The 20,562-nt window shown below is 29.5% G+C and carries 18 protein-coding genes, 1 tRNA gene, 1 pseudogene and 1 CRISPR repeat array; of the genes and pseudogenes, 13 read left to right on the forward strand and 7 right to left on the reverse strand.

The features are described from left to right. Nucleotides 1-2 precede the first annotated feature (2 nt). From groES to XO08_RS09490, 4 genes and pseudogenes are all read right to left on the reverse strand, one after another. The gene (gene groES, locus XO08_RS01420; protein ID WP_075665295.1) at nucleotides 3-275 is read right to left on the reverse strand and encodes a co-chaperone GroES; all 273 of its coding nucleotides are present in this window, start codon (nucleotides 273-275) and stop codon (nucleotides 3-5) included. Nucleotides 276-480: 205 nt separating this feature from the next. Continuing rightward, nucleotides 481-556, reverse strand: a tRNA-Ala gene (locus XO08_RS01425). A gap of 32 nt (nucleotides 557-588) precedes the next feature. After that, complete coding sequence (locus XO08_RS09375) at nucleotides 589-960, reverse strand: 4Fe-4S binding protein (RefSeq protein WP_233120217.1); 372 nt, start codon at nucleotides 958-960, stop codon at nucleotides 589-591. Between the two features lie 54 nt (nucleotides 961-1,014). Then, nucleotides 1,015-1,251, reverse strand: a pseudogene (locus XO08_RS09490) (4Fe-4S binding protein); the annotation flags it as partial. A gap of 58 nt (nucleotides 1,252-1,309) precedes the next feature. On the opposite strand from XO08_RS09490, the gene XO08_RS01435 reads away from it, so the two are divergent. The 5 genes from XO08_RS01435 (at nucleotide 1,310) to XO08_RS01455 (ending at nucleotide 7,259) form a co-directional block, all read left to right on the forward strand. Further along, on the forward strand, nucleotides 1,310-1,690 hold the full coding sequence (locus tag XO08_RS01435; RefSeq protein WP_075665296.1) for a Mini-ribonuclease 3: 381 nt from the start codon (nucleotides 1,310-1,312) through the stop codon (nucleotides 1,688-1,690). After that, entirely contained in the window at nucleotides 1,687-3,405 is a 1,719-nt protein-coding gene (locus XO08_RS01440; protein ID WP_075665297.1) for a phosphoenolpyruvate carboxykinase (ATP), read from the forward strand. The genes XO08_RS01435 and XO08_RS01440 overlap by 4 nt, the downstream gene beginning before the upstream one ends. Nucleotides 3,406-3,409: 4 nt before the next feature. After that, nucleotides 3,410-4,798: a TldD/PmbA family protein gene (locus XO08_RS01445; RefSeq protein WP_075665298.1), complete on the forward strand. Its 1,389-nt coding sequence runs from the start codon at nucleotides 3,410-3,412 to the stop codon at nucleotides 4,796-4,798. Further along, complete coding sequence (locus XO08_RS01450; RefSeq protein WP_077287127.1) at nucleotides 4,795-6,102, forward strand: TldD/PmbA family protein; 1,308 nt, start codon at nucleotides 4,795-4,797, stop codon at nucleotides 6,100-6,102. Before XO08_RS01445 ends, XO08_RS01450 begins: the two co-directional genes overlap by 4 nt. An 89-nt stretch (nucleotides 6,103-6,191) precedes the next feature. Further along, nucleotides 6,192-7,259, forward strand: coding sequence for an alanine/ornithine racemase family PLP-dependent enzyme (locus tag XO08_RS01455; protein WP_075665300.1), 1,068 nt, complete (start codon nucleotides 6,192-6,194; stop codon nucleotides 7,257-7,259). 27 nt (nucleotides 7,260-7,286) lie between these two features. Here XO08_RS01455 and XO08_RS01460 read toward each other — a convergent pair whose 3' ends face one another. The 3 genes from XO08_RS01460 to rpsO all read right to left on the reverse strand — a co-directional run bounded on the left by XO08_RS01460 (nucleotide 7,287) and on the right by rpsO (nucleotide 9,818). Continuing rightward, nucleotides 7,287-8,378 carry a site-specific integrase gene (locus XO08_RS01460; protein ID WP_075665301.1) on the reverse strand — a complete coding sequence of 364 codons (1,092 nt, stop codon included), beginning with the start codon at nucleotides 8,376-8,378 and terminating at the stop codon, nucleotides 7,287-7,289. 123 nt (nucleotides 8,379-8,501) lie between these two features. After that, complete coding sequence (gene queA, locus XO08_RS01465; RefSeq protein ID WP_075665302.1) at nucleotides 8,502-9,506, reverse strand: tRNA preQ1(34) S-adenosylmethionine ribosyltransferase-isomerase QueA; 1,005 nt, start codon at nucleotides 9,504-9,506, stop codon at nucleotides 8,502-8,504. A gap of 57 nt (nucleotides 9,507-9,563) precedes the next feature. Beyond that, complete coding sequence (rpsO, locus tag XO08_RS01470) at nucleotides 9,564-9,818, reverse strand: 30S ribosomal protein S15 (protein WP_075665303.1); 255 nt, start codon at nucleotides 9,816-9,818, stop codon at nucleotides 9,564-9,566. A gap of 389 nt (nucleotides 9,819-10,207) precedes the next feature. Between rpsO and XO08_RS01475 the strand changes: the two genes are divergently transcribed. The 8 genes from XO08_RS01475 (at nucleotide 10,208) to cas2 (ending at nucleotide 19,974) form a co-directional block, all read left to right on the forward strand. Continuing rightward, a complete protein-coding gene (locus XO08_RS01475; protein ID WP_075665304.1) occupies nucleotides 10,208-10,939 on the forward strand; it encodes a CRISPR-associated endoribonuclease Cas6 in 732 nt (243 codons plus the stop codon). Then, nucleotides 10,932-11,891 (forward strand): YafY family protein, encoded by a 960-nt coding sequence (locus tag XO08_RS01480; protein ID WP_075665305.1) that lies wholly within the window; start codon nucleotides 10,932-10,934, stop codon nucleotides 11,889-11,891. Before XO08_RS01475 ends, XO08_RS01480 begins: the two co-directional genes overlap by 8 nt. A 138-nt stretch (nucleotides 11,892-12,029) precedes the next feature. After that, nucleotides 12,030-14,399 (forward strand): hypothetical protein, encoded by a 2,370-nt coding sequence (locus XO08_RS01485; protein WP_075665306.1) that lies wholly within the window; start codon nucleotides 12,030-12,032, stop codon nucleotides 14,397-14,399. Beyond that, on the forward strand, nucleotides 14,392-15,363 hold the full coding sequence (gene cas7d / locus XO08_RS01490; RefSeq protein WP_075665307.1) for a type I-D CRISPR-associated protein Cas7/Csc2: 972 nt from the start codon (nucleotides 14,392-14,394) through the stop codon (nucleotides 15,361-15,363). Before XO08_RS01485 ends, cas7d begins: the two co-directional genes overlap by 8 nt. Nucleotides 15,364-15,411: 48 nt before the next feature. Next, on the forward strand, nucleotides 15,412-16,104 hold the full coding sequence (gene cas5d, locus XO08_RS01495) for a type I-D CRISPR-associated protein Cas5/Csc1 (RefSeq protein ID WP_075665308.1): 693 nt from the start codon (nucleotides 15,412-15,414) through the stop codon (nucleotides 16,102-16,104). Then, a complete protein-coding gene (gene cas3, locus XO08_RS01500) occupies nucleotides 16,094-18,127 on the forward strand; it encodes a type I-D CRISPR-associated helicase Cas3' (RefSeq protein ID WP_075665309.1) in 2,034 nt (677 codons plus the stop codon). The genes cas5d and cas3 overlap by 11 nt, the downstream gene beginning before the upstream one ends. A 15-nt stretch (nucleotides 18,128-18,142) precedes the next feature. Next, nucleotides 18,143-19,693, forward strand: a complete 1,551-nt coding sequence (locus XO08_RS01505) for a CRISPR-associated endonuclease Cas4/Cas1 (protein ID WP_075665310.1) — start codon at nucleotides 18,143-18,145, stop codon at nucleotides 19,691-19,693. Between the two features lie 5 nt (nucleotides 19,694-19,698). Beyond that, entirely contained in the window at nucleotides 19,699-19,974 is a 276-nt protein-coding gene (cas2, locus tag XO08_RS01510) for a CRISPR-associated endonuclease Cas2 (RefSeq protein ID WP_075665311.1), read from the forward strand. A 119-nt stretch (nucleotides 19,975-20,093) separates the two neighbouring features. Beyond that, nucleotides 20,094-20,556: a CRISPR direct-repeat array (repeat unit 36 nt; unit sequence GTTAAAAAACCTAATTCCATAAAATGGAATTCAAAC). Nucleotides 20,557-20,562: the final 6 nt, after the last annotated feature.

The raw sequence follows: 20,562 nt of genomic DNA on the forward strand, positions 1-20,562 counted from the left end.
CATTAGTCTTCTATTTTTGCTAAAATATCTTCAACATCGATGATAATGTACTCTTCGTCCTCAATTTTTATTTCTGTTCCGGAATACTTAGAAAAGATTACCTTATCACCAACTACAATATCAACATCCGAATCTTCCAAATTACCCACAGCAACAACCTCTGCTTTCATGGGTTTTTCCTTAGCTGTGTCAGGAAGTACAATTCCTCCTTCTGTTCTTTTCTCCTCTTGAATTGGCTTTATCAAAAGTCTTGAACCAAGTGGTTTAACTTTCATATCCTTACCCCCTTTCAAAATTTTATTGTCACTCTTAAGCGTTGACTGCTAATTTTAGTTTACCAAAAATATCGAAAATGTTAAGCTTTATTTTGGACAAATATAAGAAATTAACAAATATTATTTTTAAATAAGTACATATTTCTTTGTATTTCTCACTTTTACATAACAAAAAAAAAGGAAGGGAGGCATCTAGCCTCCCTTCTGGTGGAGCCGATGGGATTCGAACCCACTGCCTCTACCGTGCCATGGTAGCGCTCTCCCAATTGAGCTACGGCCCCTAACCAAGTATAATTTATCATATTTTAAACATTTAGTCAATATGCTTAATTTTTAAATGAATAGCATTTACCGGACAAACTTTTTCACATTCAAAACACATTAAACATTCCTTGGCAATAATTTTTCTTTTATTATTTTCCAACGTAATTATCGTATTTGTAGGACAAACCTTTTGACACATTCCACAACTTACACATTTTTTCTCATCTATTGTTAATTTTAAAGGTGCTACCTTTCCACCTACAGTTAGTAAAGTACCGTACGGGCACAACTTTTTGTGCCAAAATTCTTCTTCAAAAAACAAGGTAATAAGCGTGGCAAATCCAATAACGTACAACAAAATGTTTAATTTTACTTTTAAAAGCCTTGTTCCAACAAATAACATAATAAAAGCAACAAGCATAACATACCTTAATACATTGATCTTAGGCGCTTTGAATCTTTTTATATTCAATTTCTTATAAATAAAGTTTATAGGCTTAAATATTGTGTTAATTGGGCATATAAAGCCACAATAGAATCTTCCGAAGAAAAGTGATAAAAACAAACTAATTCCAAATATAAAAATCCATTTTAGTAAAATATTATTTTTCAACAACCAAAAAAACAAAACAAAAAATACGATCTCCATAATATACATAAATTTTCTTATTATAAACACCACCTTCTTAATTTTTGATTGCACTTTTTGCATCTCAAGTATTATACCATACTAAAATTCTGTGTTAGAATAGTAATAAGGGGGAGAAAACTTGGATATCTTTTCAAGAATTAAACCTAATGTAAACACAAACGAACTTTCTACAGACACACTTGCGTATATTGGTGATGCAGTGTTTAATTTGTATGTTAAATTACACTATTTTAAAAAAACCTCTGTAAAAAAACTACACAAAAATACACAATCTGTAGTAAACAGAAATTATCAATCAATACTCCTTGACAAAATCCTTCCCAACCTAAGTGACGAAGAATTTTCCTATGTAAAAAGAGGGATTAATAGCAAAGGTGCTGGAAAATACGGTAATGATCCCGCATATCGTAAAAGCACAGGTTTTGAAGTATTAATTGGCTTTCTTTATCTCAAAGATGAAGAAAGACTTTACAAATTACTTTCGGAGGTGTTAGAATGAGCCGCTCAATCATTATCGATGGTTCTGTTATTTACACCAATTACAGTCAAATTATGGGACATAAAAAATTCGAGGCACTTTTAAAAGAATTCATTGAAATTCTCGTCGAAAAAAATAGTCCCCTACTACAAGCCCTTTCCCCTTTTAAATTTGGAGATGAGTATGATACAAAAAGAATAGCTGAATACTTTAATCTTCTTACTATGAGAAATTTAAAAGAATTATCCCATATTTTAAGTTACACTAATCCCGTACAATTGGAAAAATTTATAGAAGCGTTTTATACTTTCTGGCGCTCAAAACACAGATTTATGATTCGTAATGAAAAATATGTAAATGATTACAACAGAAGGGCAAGCGTAGAATATACTATGACAATGGTCGCTGATCAATTTAAGGCTGTTATTAAAAATTTATACCGGCAATTATTATCCAATATAACCAATGAATTTCCCAAAGTTATGAGACAACTTCCAAGTGGAGCTCAAGCAATGTTTTTATACGACTATGTCAAATGTGAAAACTTCAATTTGAACTGGATGGAGAAAATTCCCACAATTTGGGGAGCAATTTTTGACCCACCTGCAATATTCTACACGAAATCCAACAAAAGAAAGGGAATTATACCCGTAGTTGAAAAAAATATAATAGATAAAATTGAGTTATCTTCCAATGAATGGTTTAGAATACCGATATTTGTAGGAAAACTACTATTTTTTAACTTTGTTCACAAAGATTTTCTTGCTCACGGTGCAGGATTGGCAAATCTATTTGAAATTGCCTCCCCGAAAGATATCAAAAACAGAAAACCCGATGGCATAATTATTTTTGGAATTTCACCAGACAAAATACCAGATTACACAGACGAATGGAAAAATGCTGTAGTCTTCAAAGAAAAAAATCTATACGTTGGAGTTATCCCAAATTTAGATGAAAACGATTATTTTGGATATATGAAAAAAACAACACTTACTGTTCACAACCTCATTATGATAGACAATGGAAAACTTCCAATACATGGTTCCATGGCAAAAATTACCCTGAAATCCGGGAAAAGTGCTGTTGCAATGTTCTTAGGAGACAGTGGAGCAGGAAAGAGTGAAACTTTAGAAGCACTAAATAGGTTAGATGAAGTAGCAGATGTAAATATTATCATCGATGATATGGGAAGTCTAAGTATAGAAAACAACAAAGTCGTGGCATATGGAACTGAAACAGGAGCATTTGTAAGACTTGATGACCTTCCACCAGGTTATGCATACCACACTATGGACAGAAGTATATTTATGAATCCAGATAAAATAAATGCAAGAGTCATTGTTCCTTTTAACAATTACAAAGAAATAGTTACACCAACAAAAATCGATTTCTTGTTTTATGCTAACAACTACACAGAAGTTAAAAATAACGAGGAAAGAATAAAATTTTTTGACTCGTATGAAGAAGCACTAAAAGTCTTTTCTGAAGGGAAAAGGATGGCAAAAGGCACAACCGCTGAAATTGGAATCACCACTTCTTATTTTTCAAATCCATTTGGTGCAATTCAGATGCGGGAAAAACATGAAAAGATAGCTGAGAAATTCTTTAAAAAACTATTTGAAACGGAGGTGAAAGTAGGTGAAATAAGGACGATGCTTGGGATAAAAGGATATGAAAAGAAAGGTACTATCCTTGCTGCAAAAGCATTACTAAAATTAATTGAAAAGAAGGGGTGAAATAGTGTTAAGTAAAGATCTGATAAAAGACATTATAGGCACAGTTTTAAAATACGGCGGTGACTTTGCAGAAGTATTTATTGAAAACAAATACGAAAACAGAATAGAACTTGCAGATGGTTTTATTCAAAAAGCAAATACAAATAACATTTCGGGAATAGGTATACGGGGGTTTTTGGGAAATAAAGCTATATACGCATACACAAACATCTTTGAAAGGGACAATCTTTTATCTGTAGCCAAAAGAGTTGGAGAGGCACTTTCCGAAACAAAAGTTTCCAACTTAAAGTTGGACTTTGATGACAAAAAAATAAAAAACAGACATCTAATACATTTTTATCCAATGGAAATTGATAAAACAGAAAAGGCTAAAATAATGAAAACGGCATACCATGCAGCCAAAAATTTCTCGAATTTAATAAAGCAAGTACTTGTTTGGTACTGGGAGTATGATCAAGAAATTTTAGTTGCAAATTCAGAAGGTACCTGGGCAGAAGATAGAAGAATAAAAACAAGGTTAATGATAAACACCGTCGCAGAACATAATGGAAATATGGAGCGTGGATTCTATGGACCAGGGGCTGGTATGGGATTTGAATTTTTTAATACTATCGATGTAGAAGAAGCCGCAAAAAGAGCGGCAAGAATAGCCGTTAGAATGGTAGATGCCGAACCCGCACCAGCTGGGAAAATGCCTGTAGTTATCTCAAATGAATTCGGTGGAGTTATCTTCCACGAAGCGGTAGGACATGCACTTGAAGCAACTTCTGTAGCAAAAGGTGCTTCAGTATTTGCTGGAAAGTTAGGACAAAAAGTTGCGGCAGAATGTGTATCTGCAGTTGATGATGCAACAATTCCAAATGGATGGGGTTCTGCAAATGTGGATGATGAGGGAACAGCAACAAGAAGAAATCTTTTAATCGATAAAGGTATACTTGTTGGATATCTAATAGATAAACTTGGAGCAAGAAGAATGAATATGGAAAGTACCGGTAGTGCTAGAAGACAAGACTATACATTTGCACCTACTTCAAGAATGAGCAACACATTTATACTCCCTGGAAAATACTATCCCGAAGAGATTATAGCTGCTACCGAGTATGGACTTTATGCGAAAACAATGGGAGGAGGCTCTGTAATGCCTGGTACAGGTGAGTTCAACTTTGCTGTAATGGAGGCCTATTTGATAGAAAATGGAAAAATTACAAAACCTGTGAAAGGTGCAACCCTTATTGGAAAAGGCTATGAAATTATACAAAAAATAGATATGGTAGGTAACGATATAGCAAGAGGTCAAGGGGTTTGTGGTTCAATATCCGGCGCTGTACCCGCAGATGTGGGACAACCTACAATCAGAGTTTCAGAAATACTTGTCGGGGGGCGAAATAAATGAATTTAAAAGAATTTAAAGATAAACTTTTTGCGCTTGCAAAGAAAAATGGTTTCGAAGCACAAGTGGAATTTTCTGAAAAAATGGAATTTATGGTTTCATATGCAAACGATGATATTGATCAGTATAAAGATGCATCAAATTCTAGAGTAACTATAAAAATACTAAAAGATGGAAAGATAGGAAAGAGCTTTTCCGAAAGATTTGACGATCCAGAAGCTCTATTCAACGAAGCACTTTCTAATTGGAAAATAACAGATACAGAAGATGAAAATTTCTTTTACGATGGAAAAGGAAAATACCTTGAAATGAAAACTTATGATGGAAATTTCGAAAAAACTCCTGTTAAGGAAAAACTTGACTTTGTAAAAAAACTTTACAACAGCGCAAAATGTGATGAAAGAATTGTAACAGTACCAAATGCCGTATTTCAAAATTTAAAAATTTCAAAGTCAATTTCAAATACTCTTGGATTAGATATTTCATCCACAATGGATGGTGGATTTTCATATGCTATATCAATATCAAAAGATGATAACACACATTCTGGATTTTGGTTTGAAATAGGTAAAAGATTTGAAGATTTATCTCCAGAACAAATTGGTAAAAAAGCTTGTAAAGAAGCTTTAAGCCTTTTAGGGGCAAAACCTGTAAAATCTGGCAAATATAGAGTAATAATCAGAAATACCGCATTTGAAGAGCTTTTAGGACTTTTAAAGAGTATGATTTCCGCCGAAAATGTCCAAAAAAATATATCTCCATTAAAGGGAAAAATAAATGAAAAGATTGGAAACACTATTTTAAACATTAAAGATCTGCCATATGTTGAAGGAAGTATAAATAACAGACCATTTGATGATGAAGGTGTTCCAACAAAAGAAACAGTTATAATTGAAAATGGTGTTTTAAAAAGCTACCTATACGATTTAAAAACTGCAAAAAAGGATAACGTTGAATCTACTGGAAATAGTTTAAATGGATCAATTGAACCAATAAATTTGGTAATAGAAAGTGGTAATTATTCATTTAATGAACTTGTAAACAAACTAGATAACGGCATTATAATAATCAGCATTGATGGTATGCATTCAGGTGCAAATCCCGTATCCGGAAATTTCTCATTAGGTGCAAGAGGATACAAAGTTGAAAACGGAGAAATTGTACATGCAGTTGAACAAATCACTATATCTGGTAACTTCATAGATTTACTAAATAAAATTGAAGATGTGGGAAACGATTCTAAAGATTTCGGTGGTGTAATAACCCCCAGTATCTTAATTAGTGAACTCGATATTGCAGGAGAATAAGGTCCACGACAAAGTCGTGGACTTTTTTTTATTTACAAAATTTAAGTTTTAGATTAAAATAAATATAGCAAATACAAGGGGGGAAAGCTGTGAAATTTCCCAGATTGGTTATTAGCTTAGAAAAAATAAAAGAAAATGCAAAAAAAGTATTAGACATGTTAAACAAACACGATATAGAACTTGTCGCTGTTACGAAATTGGTATTGGGTGATCCAAAAATTGCTAAAACACTTAAAGATGTGGGAATACAAAAAATTGGTGAATCAAGACTTGATAATATTGAAAAAATGATCAAAAACAAAATTTCAGGTCCATTTCAACTTCTTAGAATACCCATGCTTTCAGAACTTGAGAAAGCAGTCCTTTTGGTTGATGAAATATTAATTTCCGATAAAATAACTGCATTAAAAATTGATGAAATAGCACAAAAATATGATAAAAATATTGAATTGATATACATGATAGATGTGGGAGATTTAAGAGAAGGTGTATGGTTTGAAAATGCATGTAAAACAATTGAAAATATAGCCAAAAAGCTTAAAATGGCAAAATTAAGTGGCATTGGAACAAATGTAGGATGTTTTGGTGGTGTACTTCCAACAAAAGATAATTTAAACACACTCGTTGAAATTAAAAAATATTTAGATGATAAATTAAACACTAATTTAAAAATTTCCGGTGGAAGTACCGTGACACTAAAATTAATTGAAAATGGAGAACTTCCCGAAAAAATCAACCAATTTAGAATTGGTGAAGGCATACTACTTGGAACAGATGCAACCGGTCATAGAGACATTCCATATTTATCTCAAAACACGGTCATATTAGAAGCGGAAGTAATTGAAGTTGATTACAAACCATCTGTACCAGTAGGAAAAATAGGAAGAGATTCAATGGGAAGAATCCCAGAATTCGAAGACAAAGGATGGCGAAAAAGAATTATTCTTGCAATAGGAGAACAAGATATAGATCCAAGTGGATTAAAATCATTAAACAAAAACCTTGAAATTTTACACGCCTCAAGTGACCACACGATAATAGATTACACCGAATCTGAAGTTAATTATAAAATTGGAGATATATTAAAATTCAAATTATCATATGGAGCAGCACTACGTGCATTTACAAGCCCTTTTGTAAAAAAAATATACCAATAAAAGAACCTCTCTGGCCAACAGAGAGGTTTATATTTCGTCTAATTCCAAAAATGCAACCCTTAATTTTCCAACCAAAAATATGAAAAAGTTCTCCTTATTTCTCCTTTTTACCTCATAACCTAAGTTTTCTATAAATTCTTGCCACTTATCAAGATTTCTAACTAAAAACAATGTATTTAATCTTGAAAATTTTTCTCCTCTTTTAATATAAGCTGTTCTGGAAACTATATAGGCACTCCCAACTTTTCTTACGGGAATGGATAATTTATTAAAAAATTCCAAAACAGGATTTAAGTTATCCACCACCTCAATAGAAAGGATAGTTCTTAGATCACCACTTTCTGATATGTAGCGTGCTATATCCTCAATTGTTTTAGTAGAACTATATTTAAATAAATCCATAACATATGGCAAGGAAGGTTGTGCTATTACTTGCCTTGCAACTGCAACGTTTCTAAGTATTTCCACAGAAAGAGGTTTTTTCAATCTTAAATCTACCTTTTTCTGAAGACCTCTTAACATTAAAGCAAGATAAGAGGGTTTAACAGGTAAACCTTCCGATGTTGAAATCAAATATTCATCTTTTCCCTCATACTTTTTTAACCATTTATCAATAGGCGGGACAATCTCAACAACAAAATTTCCATTTTCCAAATAAATCTCATTTCCTTTAATATCCGTACCCTTTAATTTTACAATCTCACCGGATTTTAACCCTAGTAAACCTGCAAGCCCAACTAGCAAAACATACTTTTCATTACCTTTTTTTGCCATCTTCTCTGCTTCTTTATACAACTTCCAAAAATCCAAATAATTTATCATCTCATATTCTGCTTTCTTATAAGGCACTTTCAAATCTTCAACTACTTCGGAATAAACAAGCGGGTAAAATCTTTGCAAAAAAGATCTCAATGGCACAAAATACTGTCTCCAAGCCGTCGGTTTATAACTTTCCTTTATTTTCTTTAACCACTTCTTTACAGAATCTGTATTTACATTCCCCTCAACAAATTCCAGAAAAGATTCGACCATTGTCATATAATTTCTTTTCGTACTTTCAGATATATTTTGTTTTTCTATGTATTCTATAAATTTATCAAGTTCATATTTTACTTTCAATTCTGGCACCTCCAGAAAAATTTATTAACATTTTGATTATATCATATCAATATTGCGAAATTATTATGTTTTATTTTTCAAAAGTTACAATTCGTTTTGCTAATCTTTCTCTAAGGTAACATTTTAGTAAATAAAACATGCATCACCCAACGAAAAAAATCTATATTTCATTTTTACAGCAATATTATACGCATCTAAAATGAACTCTCTACCTGCAAATGCGGAAACAAGCATAAGTAAAGTAGACTTTGGTAAATGAAAATTTGTAATTATAGCATCTGTTAATTTAAATTCAAATGGCGGATATATGAAAATATCGGTTTTACCATGATAACTTTCTTTTTTATCCAACCTTGCAATAGTTTCTAGGGTCCTAACACTAGTTGTTCCAACTGCAATAATTCTTCCGCCGTTTTTTCTGGTATCGTTAATCTTTTTCACGGTTTCCTTTGGTACGTAATACCTTTCAGAATGCATCTTATGCTCTCTAACATCCTCAACTTTAACAGGTCTAAAAGTTCCCAACCCAACATGTAAAACTAAATCCGCAAACTCTACTCCGTTTTCTTTTATCTTTTCTAAAAGTTCATCGGTAAAATGAAGTCCAGCAGTTGGTGCAGCTACGGAACCTTTTTCTCTTGAGTATATTGTCTGATATCTCTCAAATGGAATTTGATTTTTTATATATGGAGGTAAAGGTGCCATTCCTAATCTGAATAAATCATCATCTGAAAAATTGAACTCTAATATCCTTGCACCCTCTTGTGCCCAATCTTTACATATGCAATATCGATCATCATCAAAATATATTTTTGTTCCTTTTTTTACTTTACTTCCCGGTTTAACCAGTGCTTCCCAAACACCTTCTGAAATTTTTTCAAGTAACAAGATTTCTATTTTTGCACCGGTAGCCTTTTTTCCATAAAGTCTTGCTGGAATTACTTTTGTAACATTTCTTACAAGTAAATCCCCTTCTTTTAAATATTCAATAATATCTCTAAATATCTTATGCTCAATTTCTCTTGTCCTTCTATTTAAAACCATAAGTCTTGATGAATCTCTAGGTTCTACAGGTGATTGGGCTATTAATTCTTCAGGCAAAAAGTAATCAAAATTACTTACATTCAACTAAATCCCCTCCCAGTAAAAGTATGGGGAGGTTTTAAACCTCCCCATCTTTAACTATTATTTTCTCAAACCTAATTTGTGAATTACCTCTTTGTATGCTTCCGGATTCTTATTTCTTAAATATTTTAATATCTTTCTTCTTCTTCCAACTAACTTCATAAGTCCTCTTCTTGAATGATAATCTTTGGGATGTTTCTTCAAATGTTCAGTTAAATGTTTGATCCTTGCAGTTAATAATGCTACCTGAACCTCTGCGCTACCAGTATCTCCTTCATGGATTTGAAATTCCTTAATGATCTCCTCTTTGTTCATATCTTACACCTCCACAACTTATTCCCGCTACCAAGTAGGGGCATCACCCTCAACCGAGTAGGGGTCACATATATGATAACTTAAAAAGTTCGTTAAGTCAATAGCTTCAAAGATTTTTTTAATAGATTTCAAGTTGTACAGCGACACAATTTTGATATTTTAAATAATTATTTCCATTATTTGGTATATGAATTACAAAATTACATAATATTAGTTAAATATACACATGTTTTATCAATGCCATTTCCCTAAAAATATTATAAATAAATGAAAGTTTAAACACCAAACTTTTCAAGTACTTCTTCAAACAAATAATTGATCTTCCAGGGGAACTAATAATTTTATGGTATATTATTCATGAAAGATACTTTAATATAGGAGGAAGAAATATGATAGAAACATACGTCTTTTTCAAAGTAAAAAATGACTTTATTATAGAAAACTCGTCTGAAAAATTACACGGATTATTTTTCAAAATGCTAAAAAATACCCAAATAAATACAGAAAAATTACATTCCCAAAAAAATAAACCATTTTCACTCTCACCAGTCTATGAATATGGTTATGATAAATCTATTACAAAATTTTCCAAAAACAAGTATTTCTTTTTTCGTATTGCTTCTATACAAGATGATTTGATACTTTCATTTGTAAAAGCCCTTACATTAAATAGCACAGAATTATTTCTCGATAAATATCCCATCTACATCGATGAAGTTATAACGGAAACATACCAAAATAAAGATATTCAAAATGAAATTACCATAAATTTTGTTTCACCTGTAACTTTTAGGGGACCAAATAATATAAATATCCCCATCCCAGATCCTTTACACATTATAAATTTTCTAAAAAAATATGGAATAAACGATATAGACTATCCTAAAATTACATATATTGAAGGAAAATCTCACGTAATGAAATACTCCTCCTTTAAACTGATTGGTTTTGTTGGAAAAATGAAAATAAAAACACATACCCCTAAATCTTACCTAATATTACATTATCTTGGAACTGGTTATTCTCATGCAAAAGGAATGGGAGTTACTATAATTGATGCTGCAACGACAGCCAATCAAAAAATTCGATATATTTGGAAAAGGTGGGGAATAAATGCGTAAAAAATATCTTCGAATATTAAAAATAATAATATACATTCTAAACCAAAAAGAAGTAACAACCAAAGAACTCTCTGAAAAATTCAATGTAAGCATCAGAACTATCCAAAGAGACTTACACGAAATAGAAAACTTAGGTATAAGTTTAGAAAGAGAAATAGATGGCACAGTAAGAATATTAGAAAACAATCAATTACATCTCAAAGGTTTAAATTTAAACTTAGAAGAAAAAAAAATACTACTTTTGATGATGAATCTTTCAGAAAAATATTTATATGATTTATTCACAGATACAATAAACGAAGTTAAAATAAAATTTATTAATTCTTTAGAACCACAGATGAAAGAATTAAATAAAAAAAGATCTACGTTATATAGATTTCTAAAACAAAGACACGAAAACATAAAATTATGGATAGTAAATTCCATAGAACGTGCCATTTTAGAACAAAGAAAAATAAAAATAAGATACAATCATCCAAAAAAAGGAGAAGAAGAATACGAATTATCACCCTATTTATTTTTATTTTCAAAAAATCATTGGTATCTATTTGCACTTGAATCGAAAAAAAACTTTGAAGGTCTTTTCAGATTATCAAGAATCAAAAAAGTTATATATCTAAACGACAAATTTAAACCTCCAAAAGATTTAGAAGAAAAAATAAATTCAATTTGGGAAACACAATATTCCACTAGAAGATATACTATAAAAATTAAATTTAGCAAAGAAGTCGCACAATTAATAAAAGATACAGCAAGACATCCTTCACAAATTATACAAGAATTAGAAAACGGTGAAATATTATACACTGTTAAAGTAAGCGGTTACAAAGAAATATTATACTGGATACTTAGTTGGGGAAAGGATGCTGAATTAATAGAACCAAAATGGATGAGAGAAAAAATAAAAGAAGAAATATACAAAATGCAGAAAAAATACAACAACAACCTCTGATACTAAATAGTAACCACTTTGTTTCTTAAAATTAATGTATACAGACAAATAAAGTGTCGTTAGCAATTGGTGTAGAACTTGACTTATAAAAAAGATATTTGTTATAATACAAGTAAACCAAAGATTAGGAGTGATAGCATGAATGTAAATTTAAGAAAATTCCTAATAAAAATTCTACAAAACTATCCTCAGAAACACACAAGCGGTTTAAAAAAAGGTATCCCGTTTTCTATACATTTTGCTAATGTTGGGCTTATTGCATATCAAATATCCGAAATTTTGCGAAAAATTGGATATTTTAATTTAGAAGATAGTCACACTGTTTTTATTGCAGCCGTAATTCACGATATGAATAAAATAACCAATACTTCTATGAGAACAGCAGCTATTAGAGAAAACATAATAAAAGTATTAAAAGAGAACTTTTCAGAAAACGAGGATTTCTGGAAAGACAAAATCGATACCATTCAAAACATAATACCTTTACACTCAGTTGACAATCCTGTTGGTTCTAAACTATATATTTCTCAAAAAGAAAAAGTTATGGCAAAAATTATCCAGTTTTCCGATACATTTGATTTATTGGATAGTGCTAACCTTGAATACGATCACAACATTTACAAAAAGCTTTTAAATCTTTTAGAAGAACTAAATTATTACGTCCCCGAATTTAAATACAACTATCTTGTTTATCATTATTTTAATGACTACAGGGGGGTGTTAACAAATTATATAACCGACGAGATTATAAATAAATTTAAAACTACTGTTTTGGCAGTTCCCATTGCAAGATTCAACGATGGAGTAGTCTATTTATGTAACAAAGAAAAATACATTCCAGAATTATTATTTGAAGACATAGTTCTCGAAACACCAAAAAAAGTTTTCCACAAAATATTTTCAATGGATTATACTTTGCAAAAAAAAGGTAATGAAGTATATTTAAGAGAAGGGATATTTAACTTTTCTTTAGACGATGCGTTAACCCACATTATTTTCGTTATCAACAATTTGAAAACTTCAGATAAAAATAAAGTTTTAAAAAAAATCACTGAAGACTACTTAAAAAAATATTTTGGAAATAAAACAAAGAAAACTATGGAAATATATGAAGAATTCGATTTGATTTTTAATTCAACCAAAGAAATCGAAACTATAAAAGAAAAATTAATAAACCTAATAAAAAAACACGAAACACAAAGAAAGATCAAAAATACTTATGTAGACGAGCTAAAAAAATACATTGAAACACGCTTGCATCTATCCAATTTACAAAAAAATAATATCTCTACATTCACCATCAACAAATACGGAAAAAATCCTAAAAAAGTTTGTTCAATTTGTGGAAGTGAATTTGAAGTTTCAGAAGCTATGTCTGCTGAACTTCCAAGAGGAATAAAACCTCAACTTTTTAGTAATATTCTTCCAGCAAACAAAACAATGGATCCAAAAAGAAATATCTGTTCAATTTGTAAATTACAATTTATAGCAAACAAAAATAAAAGTTATTCAGCTGATGAAAAAAACGTATATTATGTCCTTATTCCGTATAATTATTTTCCAGATGAACTTATAAACGAAATAAAAGAAGAATATATATCAATAAAGTCAAATAGTACTAAAGAAAATAAAAGTAAAGACAACGAAAATATCCTTTCGATGTTGGGTATAGAAAGTGAAACAATCGAAGATGGACTATTTGATTATACAAATATAAATATTCCAATAATTAATCCTATAAGATATAAAAACTCAAAAAAATACTCTGAAACAGTGTTTATAGCATATGCCAAAGCACTTTATATTCAAAAAAACTTTCCCGTCAAAATCCTTATTACAGGGTATCCACAACTTTTAGATGAAGACATACGATTTAGTGAAGAAATATTAGTTCAAGATCTATCTTTCAAACTCAAAAAAACTTCATCTGAAAGGATATTAAAACTTTATGAAATATTTAGAAATAATCCCAAAAACTTCTTTGCCAATAAAAACAATTATTTTTACAAAATTTCCACATCTGAACCATTAACAGCCTTTTCAACATATATAACAAAAGTATTTGAAACCAAAAAAGATAAAAAGGTAATACTAAATATATTTGAGGCATTATTTGGGGGTGAAAAAATGGAGTATGCAAAAAAGATAAGCGAATTCATTTTAAAACAACAAGAACACATATTTAACGCTTCAAAACATCAAATAGTAAAATACTTTGACGTATGCAAAGAAGTATTAAAAAAATTTGAACCACAAATTGAATCAGAAGAAGACTTGAAAGCACAATTGTTTTCCAGAATAGAAAATTTAGTCAACAAACCTATAAAAAAAGAAGAGATAATGAATTATATAGACAACTTTGTTGAATTTGTAAAAGAATTAGAAAATAAAAATCTAGATAAAGGAAGAAAAAAACTCCTCTTAAACTGGAAAAAATATAGGGATTTAATCTACGGTTACGTATGGAAAATATATTTTGAAAATAAGGAGGCGAAAAACAATGGATAAAATAAAGGAATTATTAAAAGGTGGGTACGTAGAAGATGGATCTTTTCCTTTAAAACCTTTGGGAAAGTATATTCATATTATACTCCGGACAAGAACACTTTCTGAGACAATATTTCGAACAGATGAAGGATTAACAATTGAAACAGTAAAAGCTGGAATAAATGATAACAATGAAATTCAAAGAGTAATAATGAGCAAAAGAAAAAGAATAGCTGCAGAAAGAAGAATTGGAAGAGAATTTTTAATGAATTATAAATTAAAAGATGAAAGTTGTGAGATTAACCAAAGTATGTGTGGAAGATGTCTAGATTGCACTGTCTATGGTTTTGCAGCTGGAGAAAAAGGAAAAGAAACAGAAGGGGCACTAAAAAGTAGGGTGATTACAGAAAACGCATACTCTATACTTCCATATGAGATGATAAGTGATGTCAGGACATTTAACGCACTTAGCGAACTAGGAACAATGATGGAAAAAAAGGAAAAAAAGGAAAAAATAGAATTAACAATGAGACAATCTCTAGGAGAAAATGAATATATAAAACCAGAAGTCGATTTCATTGACATTGAAACATTAAAAGACCTTAGATTCGCAGAAGTTTTATACGCTTTAGGTAATATACTAAGAACCAAAAGATACGGGGCTATTGATTCAAGATTGGGAAAGGTAAAAAATGAAATAATAGCAATAATAATCTCTGATGCTGAAATTTTTGGTTCTCTTGAATTAACTAAAAAAGTCTGGGATAAATTAGAAGTTAAAGAACATATATTAGAAGAAAATATAGTAGATGAAAAAATTTTAGAATCAGTTAAGGAATTACTAGATGGTGAATTTTGTAAATATAAAATAGTCGAAAAAAATGATTTAAAAGTATTAAAAGACGAAATTAAAAGTATCTATCTAAAACCAGAAGATAACTTGATATCATTATTTAAAAATGTCAAATCGATATTTGACAAATAAACTCTATCCCCGTGTGTCGTGCGGGGATAGAATTTAAGGGGTGATTCTATGAAGATATACAAAGCAACTCTTGAGACTCTTGAACCGCTCTTTTTTGCTACAAAAGAGTTGGGCGACACCTATGTTACTGAACCTTATATATCAAATTATTCTTTAGCATATACCATATTATCTTTGTATGATTATGTAAGACATAATGTACCCACATACAAAGAAGACTTAAAAGATTTAAATGTGTACATTACACCAGCAAAATTTGTAAACTTTAGATGGCAAATGGAAAATTTTAATTCAACGGGCGAGGGGTATTATTTAAAAATGCTTCAAAATAATTATTCCAATTCTCCAAAACGAAATAATGACAGAGCAAAAAACATACCTCAAATTGGGAAATTAAAACTAATTTCCTCTGAAAGTATAGCAAAATTCTATGTGATAGATTACTCAAGCAATCTAAAATTACCAAAATATATAAGATTGGGAAAATTTAACACAAAGTGTCACATGGATTATGAAGAAATTTCTAACATAGAATTAAAAGAAGGAACCTTCTTTTGTAAACAACCACTCAACGTCCTTGATCTTCCAAAAAATATGAAACTTTTGTCTTTCAAGATTATTCCCATAAAACCTGTACAAATAATTGAAAAAGCTAAGTTAAGTGGAAATTTCATTTCCATAGACAACGATAACATACCGCTTAACATGCACTTTTTTGGAGGGAATTTCAATGAAAATTAAAAGTCTTGAAATTCCTGTCATCTACGATAAATATGTAAAATTCATTCCATTCCATCAAATTGAAACTGCTGAAAAATTAAAAAAATACGATATAGTATTCAATACGTATCCTACAGGCTCGGGTAAAACCAGAGCATTACTTAATTCTATCAAAGAATTAACCCCTAAAAAAGTATTAATTATTGCACCAATCAATGTTTTAATAGATCAATACGAAGAAAAAGTAAAACAATTTGTCAAATCCGAAAAGCTTGAATATGAAGTTGTAACCTTTACATCTTCAAGAATAAAAGAAACAAAAGAAACTTTCGAATCAAATCAACAATTTGTAAGAAAAGTCCTTGAAAAAAAATCAAAAACTATAATAATATCAAACCCAGACATTGTCTATCTCATATTACTTCAATTTTATGGAAATAATTACAACATTAAAAGAACTATGGTTACAGATTTACTATCAGAAATAGACTTCTTTGCATTTGACGAATTTCACTATTATGATCCCATTCGTAGTTTTCTTGCAATTACATTACTTTTTACATATCACCAGATTAAAAACAAAAATAACGAAACAAAAAAATTTCTCTTCTTATCCGCAACTCCATCTAATACAATTATTAAAGTATTAAAACACTTAAATCTAAATTGGTACGAAGTAAAACTCGATGAAGGTCATAACAAATCCAAAGAAAAGTCACTTTCAGAAATAAATTTAGATTTTTCGTTTGGTTCATTAGAAGAGAATGTAGATGAGGTAATAAACGAAATAAACAACCATACAAATGAAAATGGAAAAATTATAATTATTTCAAACTCTCTAAGAAGAATATGGATTTTAAAGGATAAACTTAACACCTTAGGAGTTGATGCTGGGATAATTATAGGGCCGATAAAATCAAAAGAAGAAAGAAAAAGGAATTTACAAAAAAAGGTAATACTTGCAACACCTACGGTAGATATAGGATATGATTTTGAAAAAGTTAGACTTTTAATATTCGAAGCTTTTAATCCAGATGAGTTTTTGCAACGTTTGGGAAGAGCAGGTAGAACTTTGGGAAAAACACTAAATTTTACTCCCAAAGTTATTGCATTTTTACCAAAGACTGTAAAATACAAATTTGAACAAATATTCCAAGACAAAAACACTATTACACGAAAAGAACTGGAATCAAAAATAAAAGAGATTTTTTCATCACATAACCTTGATTTTGAACAACTTTACAGAGGACCATTTGTCCTACAAATAGCATTCTTTCTTTATAATTTTGAAAAACTTTTCGTCAAAGATGATAAATTTTTCGAAGACTACAAGAAAAACTTCTTAAACCTTTATAAAATTCCAGTTGATTACACAGTTTTAAAAAATAAATATTTACCATATTTTATAATTTATGTCTATGAAACTCTAAAACAAATTAGCGAAGACAAAGCAAATAAATTTATTGAATTTGATTTCAATAAAAAGATACTAAAAAATTTCATCGAAAGAAAAATAGCCGAAAGGCTAATAAATACTAAAAAAATCAATTATTACTTTAAAGGAATCAAACAATTCTTCGATAATTATATACTAAATTTTAGAATTAACGATATAACAAATGTAAAAGTTGTAGACAAACAAAAAACATTTGGTATAGAAAAATTTGATTATTCATTAATATTCATACTTGAAAATGCCAACATAGAGAGAATTGATAAAAATACTATATATATCAACGGTATAAGTAGGAAAGAAAAAATACACTTTGAAGTTCCAAAAATAATCAACAAAGAATTTTTTGTAACATACCTGACAATCAATGAAGAATTTATAGGACTAGAAGAAAATAATAAATTTTTAAAAGCTGTATTCCTTCTAAACAACAAAACAGAAGCCATTGCAAAAAGCTTTGGGTTTTATCCTTCAAGAATCATAATGGGTTCAGAAAAAAAGAAAGCACTTTTTGGAGAGCAAGCACTAATAGCAAAAACGTTATTTTCCACGGAAAAACCATGGGATTTTGAAATACTTCCCATTGTCTGAAAATGGGGTGTTAAAATGTTTCCAGAAATACCTATTTATTCAATAAATGCATATTTATACTGTGAATATAGATATTTTCTCGAAGAAGTTGTGGGAATATTTAAGGAAAATGCCCATATATCAGAAGGAAAATACATAAATGAAAAAGAAAGTAAAAACATCTCAACCAAAAATTGGAAAAAAACATCAAAAATATTTGTTTCATCAGAAGAGTATGGGATTTATGGATATATAGATAATGTAATAAAAACACCTGATAAAATTAAGATTGTAGAAATAAAAAAAGGTTCTGCCAAAAAGCCTTATGAAAATGATATAATGCAAATAATTGCGTATATGATAGCCTATTCTGAAACTTTTGAAATAAAAAAAGAAAGTATAATAGGAGAATTAAATTATAAAGGTTCAAATACAAAATTTAGAGTTAAGTTAACGGATAATAGACTCAATAAATTAAAAAATATAATTGACAATATATACGCAATAAAATCTGATAAAATTCGACCTGTCCCAAAATATAGGAAAAAATGCAAAGATTGTAGTTTATTTGAAATATGTCAACCAATCAATAATGAAAAAGTAAAAATAATGCCTCGTATCGTTGAAAAACAACCTATTTTTTTATTTAGCCATGGAATATTCATAGGAAAAAAAGGAGAAAGTTTTCTATTTACCTTAAACAACGAAAAAAATGTGATTCCAGCATACAAAATTTCATCAATAAATATTTTTGGAATTTTTACAATATCAAGACAAGCAGTCGAATTGGCGGCAAAATACTCCATACCAATAATTATTAATAATTCAATTTGCAAAAACATAACTACCATAAATATACCATTTTCAAAAAATAATTTCTTACGAAAAAAACAAGTAGAATTATCTAGCGATGAAAAATTGAAATTAGAACTCTCAAAAAAAATGATAATTGGAAAAATAAGAAATATGGAAATCACTTTGAAAAAGAAAAATATAAAAATTAGTTATACACCATATATTTATAAAATAAATAAAGCATCAACATCAGATGAAATTATTGGCATAGAAGGAATAGTGTCAAGAAATTACTTTGAGAATTTTGGAAATATTTTAAATAATTTTACTTTTAATACACGTACAAGGCGACCTCCAAAAGATCCTATTAATTCTTTATTAAGTTTCGGATACACTATACTTTACAACCTTGTACATTCAATATTACTTTCAATTGGACTTGATCCATACTTTGGATTTCTTCACACTACTCAATATGGAAGAGGATCACTTGCATTAGATCTCATGGAAGAATTCCGACCATTAATTATCGATACTTCAGTAATAAAAGTAATAAACAAATCTATGATAAAAGAAAAAGATTTTATCAAAGAAAACAATGGAATTTATTTAAAGCAAAAGGCCAGAAAAAAATTTGTCAATGTTATTTTAAAAAGACTCTTAGATAAACATTATTATGATAAAATGGGAGGATCCATAGAATACATAAGGATAATAGAATCACAAGCTAGATTATTACAAAAACATATACTCGGAGAACTGGAATATACTCCTTTCATTGTAAAGAAGTGATTTTCATGATGACATATATAATCAGCTATGATATAAAGAAAGATAAGAAAAGAAATAAAATATCAAAAATATTAGAAGAATATGGACAAAGGCTTCAATACAGTGTATTTATTTGCCAAGTTCCAAAAAAAGAACTTTATAATATACTTTTAAGGATGAATCCTATAATAGACAAAAATACAGATTCAATTTTAATTATCCCAATAAATTTATCCAAAATGGAAATTATAGGTACTGTAAAAATAGATATTTTAACCAATAATGACAATTATATATTATAACTAAATTATAACTAAAATCTATCCGCGAATCTTATTTTTCTCAAAAATATATAATATCCACGACACTCTCCAATAAACAACTATCTAACATTGAAACAAACTTATTTAAAAATTTTTTAAGTAAAAAACGTTAACACACGCATTTACGGTCCTTGACAATTTATTTTTTTTGTTTTAGTATTGATAGTGTTAAAAAACCTAATTCCATAAAATGGAATTCAAACTCAAGATTGTCGTTGTGCGATATTCTTGCTTCGTAGTTAAAAAACCTAATTCCATAAAATGGAATTCAAACTTTTTTTGATATTTGTAATTTGCGTTTTCATAATAGTTAAAAAACCTAATTCCATAAAATGGAATTCAAACCTAAATTCAACAGGGAACCAGATTGTGCCTTTAAGTTAAAAAACCTAATTCCATAAAATGGAATTCAAACATAATTCCAGAACCAGAAAATTCTCAAACAATAGCTGGTTAAAAAACCTAATTCCATAAAATGGAATTCAAACGTTGAAATAATAAGCACTATAAAAATTTTCCCCTTCGGTTAAAAAACCTAATTCCATAAAATGGAATTCAAACATGAAA

It is taken from the genome of Thermosipho sp. 1074, from assembly GCF_001999655.1.
GTDB classification, from domain to species: Bacteria; Thermotogota; Thermotogae; order Thermotogales; family Fervidobacteriaceae; genus Thermosipho; species Thermosipho affectus.

Coding starts and splice junctions, on each gene's coding strand:
- XO08_RS09375 (WP_233120217.1), bottom strand. CDS start 960: ATGCTTGTTGCTTTTATTATGTTATTTGTTGGAACAAGGCTTTTAAAA.
- cas3 (WP_075665309.1), top strand. CDS start 16,094: ATGAAAATTAAAAGTCTTGAAATTCCTGTCATCTACGATAAATATGTA.
- rpsO (WP_075665303.1), bottom strand. CDS start 9,818: ATGAACAAAGAGGAGATCATTAAGGAATTTCAAATCCATGAAGGAGAT.
- XO08_RS01480 (WP_075665305.1), top strand. CDS start 10,932: ATGCGTAAAAAATATCTTCGAATATTAAAAATAATAATATACATTCTA.
- XO08_RS01485 (WP_075665306.1), top strand. CDS start 12,030: ATGAATGTAAATTTAAGAAAATTCCTAATAAAAATTCTACAAAACTAT.
- XO08_RS01505 (WP_075665310.1), top strand. CDS start 18,143: ATGTTTCCAGAAATACCTATTTATTCAATAAATGCATATTTATACTGT.
- XO08_RS01450 (WP_077287127.1), top strand. CDS start 4,795: ATGAATTTAAAAGAATTTAAAGATAAACTTTTTGCGCTTGCAAAGAAA.
- groES (WP_075665295.1), bottom strand. CDS start 275: ATGAAAGTTAAACCACTTGGTTCAAGACTTTTGATAAAGCCAATTCAA.
- cas7d (WP_075665307.1), top strand. CDS start 14,392: ATGGATAAAATAAAGGAATTATTAAAAGGTGGGTACGTAGAAGATGGA.
- XO08_RS01475 (WP_075665304.1), top strand. CDS start 10,208: ATGATAGAAACATACGTCTTTTTCAAAGTAAAAAATGACTTTATTATA.
- cas5d (WP_075665308.1), top strand. CDS start 15,412: ATGAAGATATACAAAGCAACTCTTGAGACTCTTGAACCGCTCTTTTTT.
- cas2 (WP_075665311.1), top strand. CDS start 19,699: ATGATGACATATATAATCAGCTATGATATAAAGAAAGATAAGAAAAGA.
- XO08_RS01440 (WP_075665297.1), top strand. CDS start 1,687: ATGAGCCGCTCAATCATTATCGATGGTTCTGTTATTTACACCAATTAC.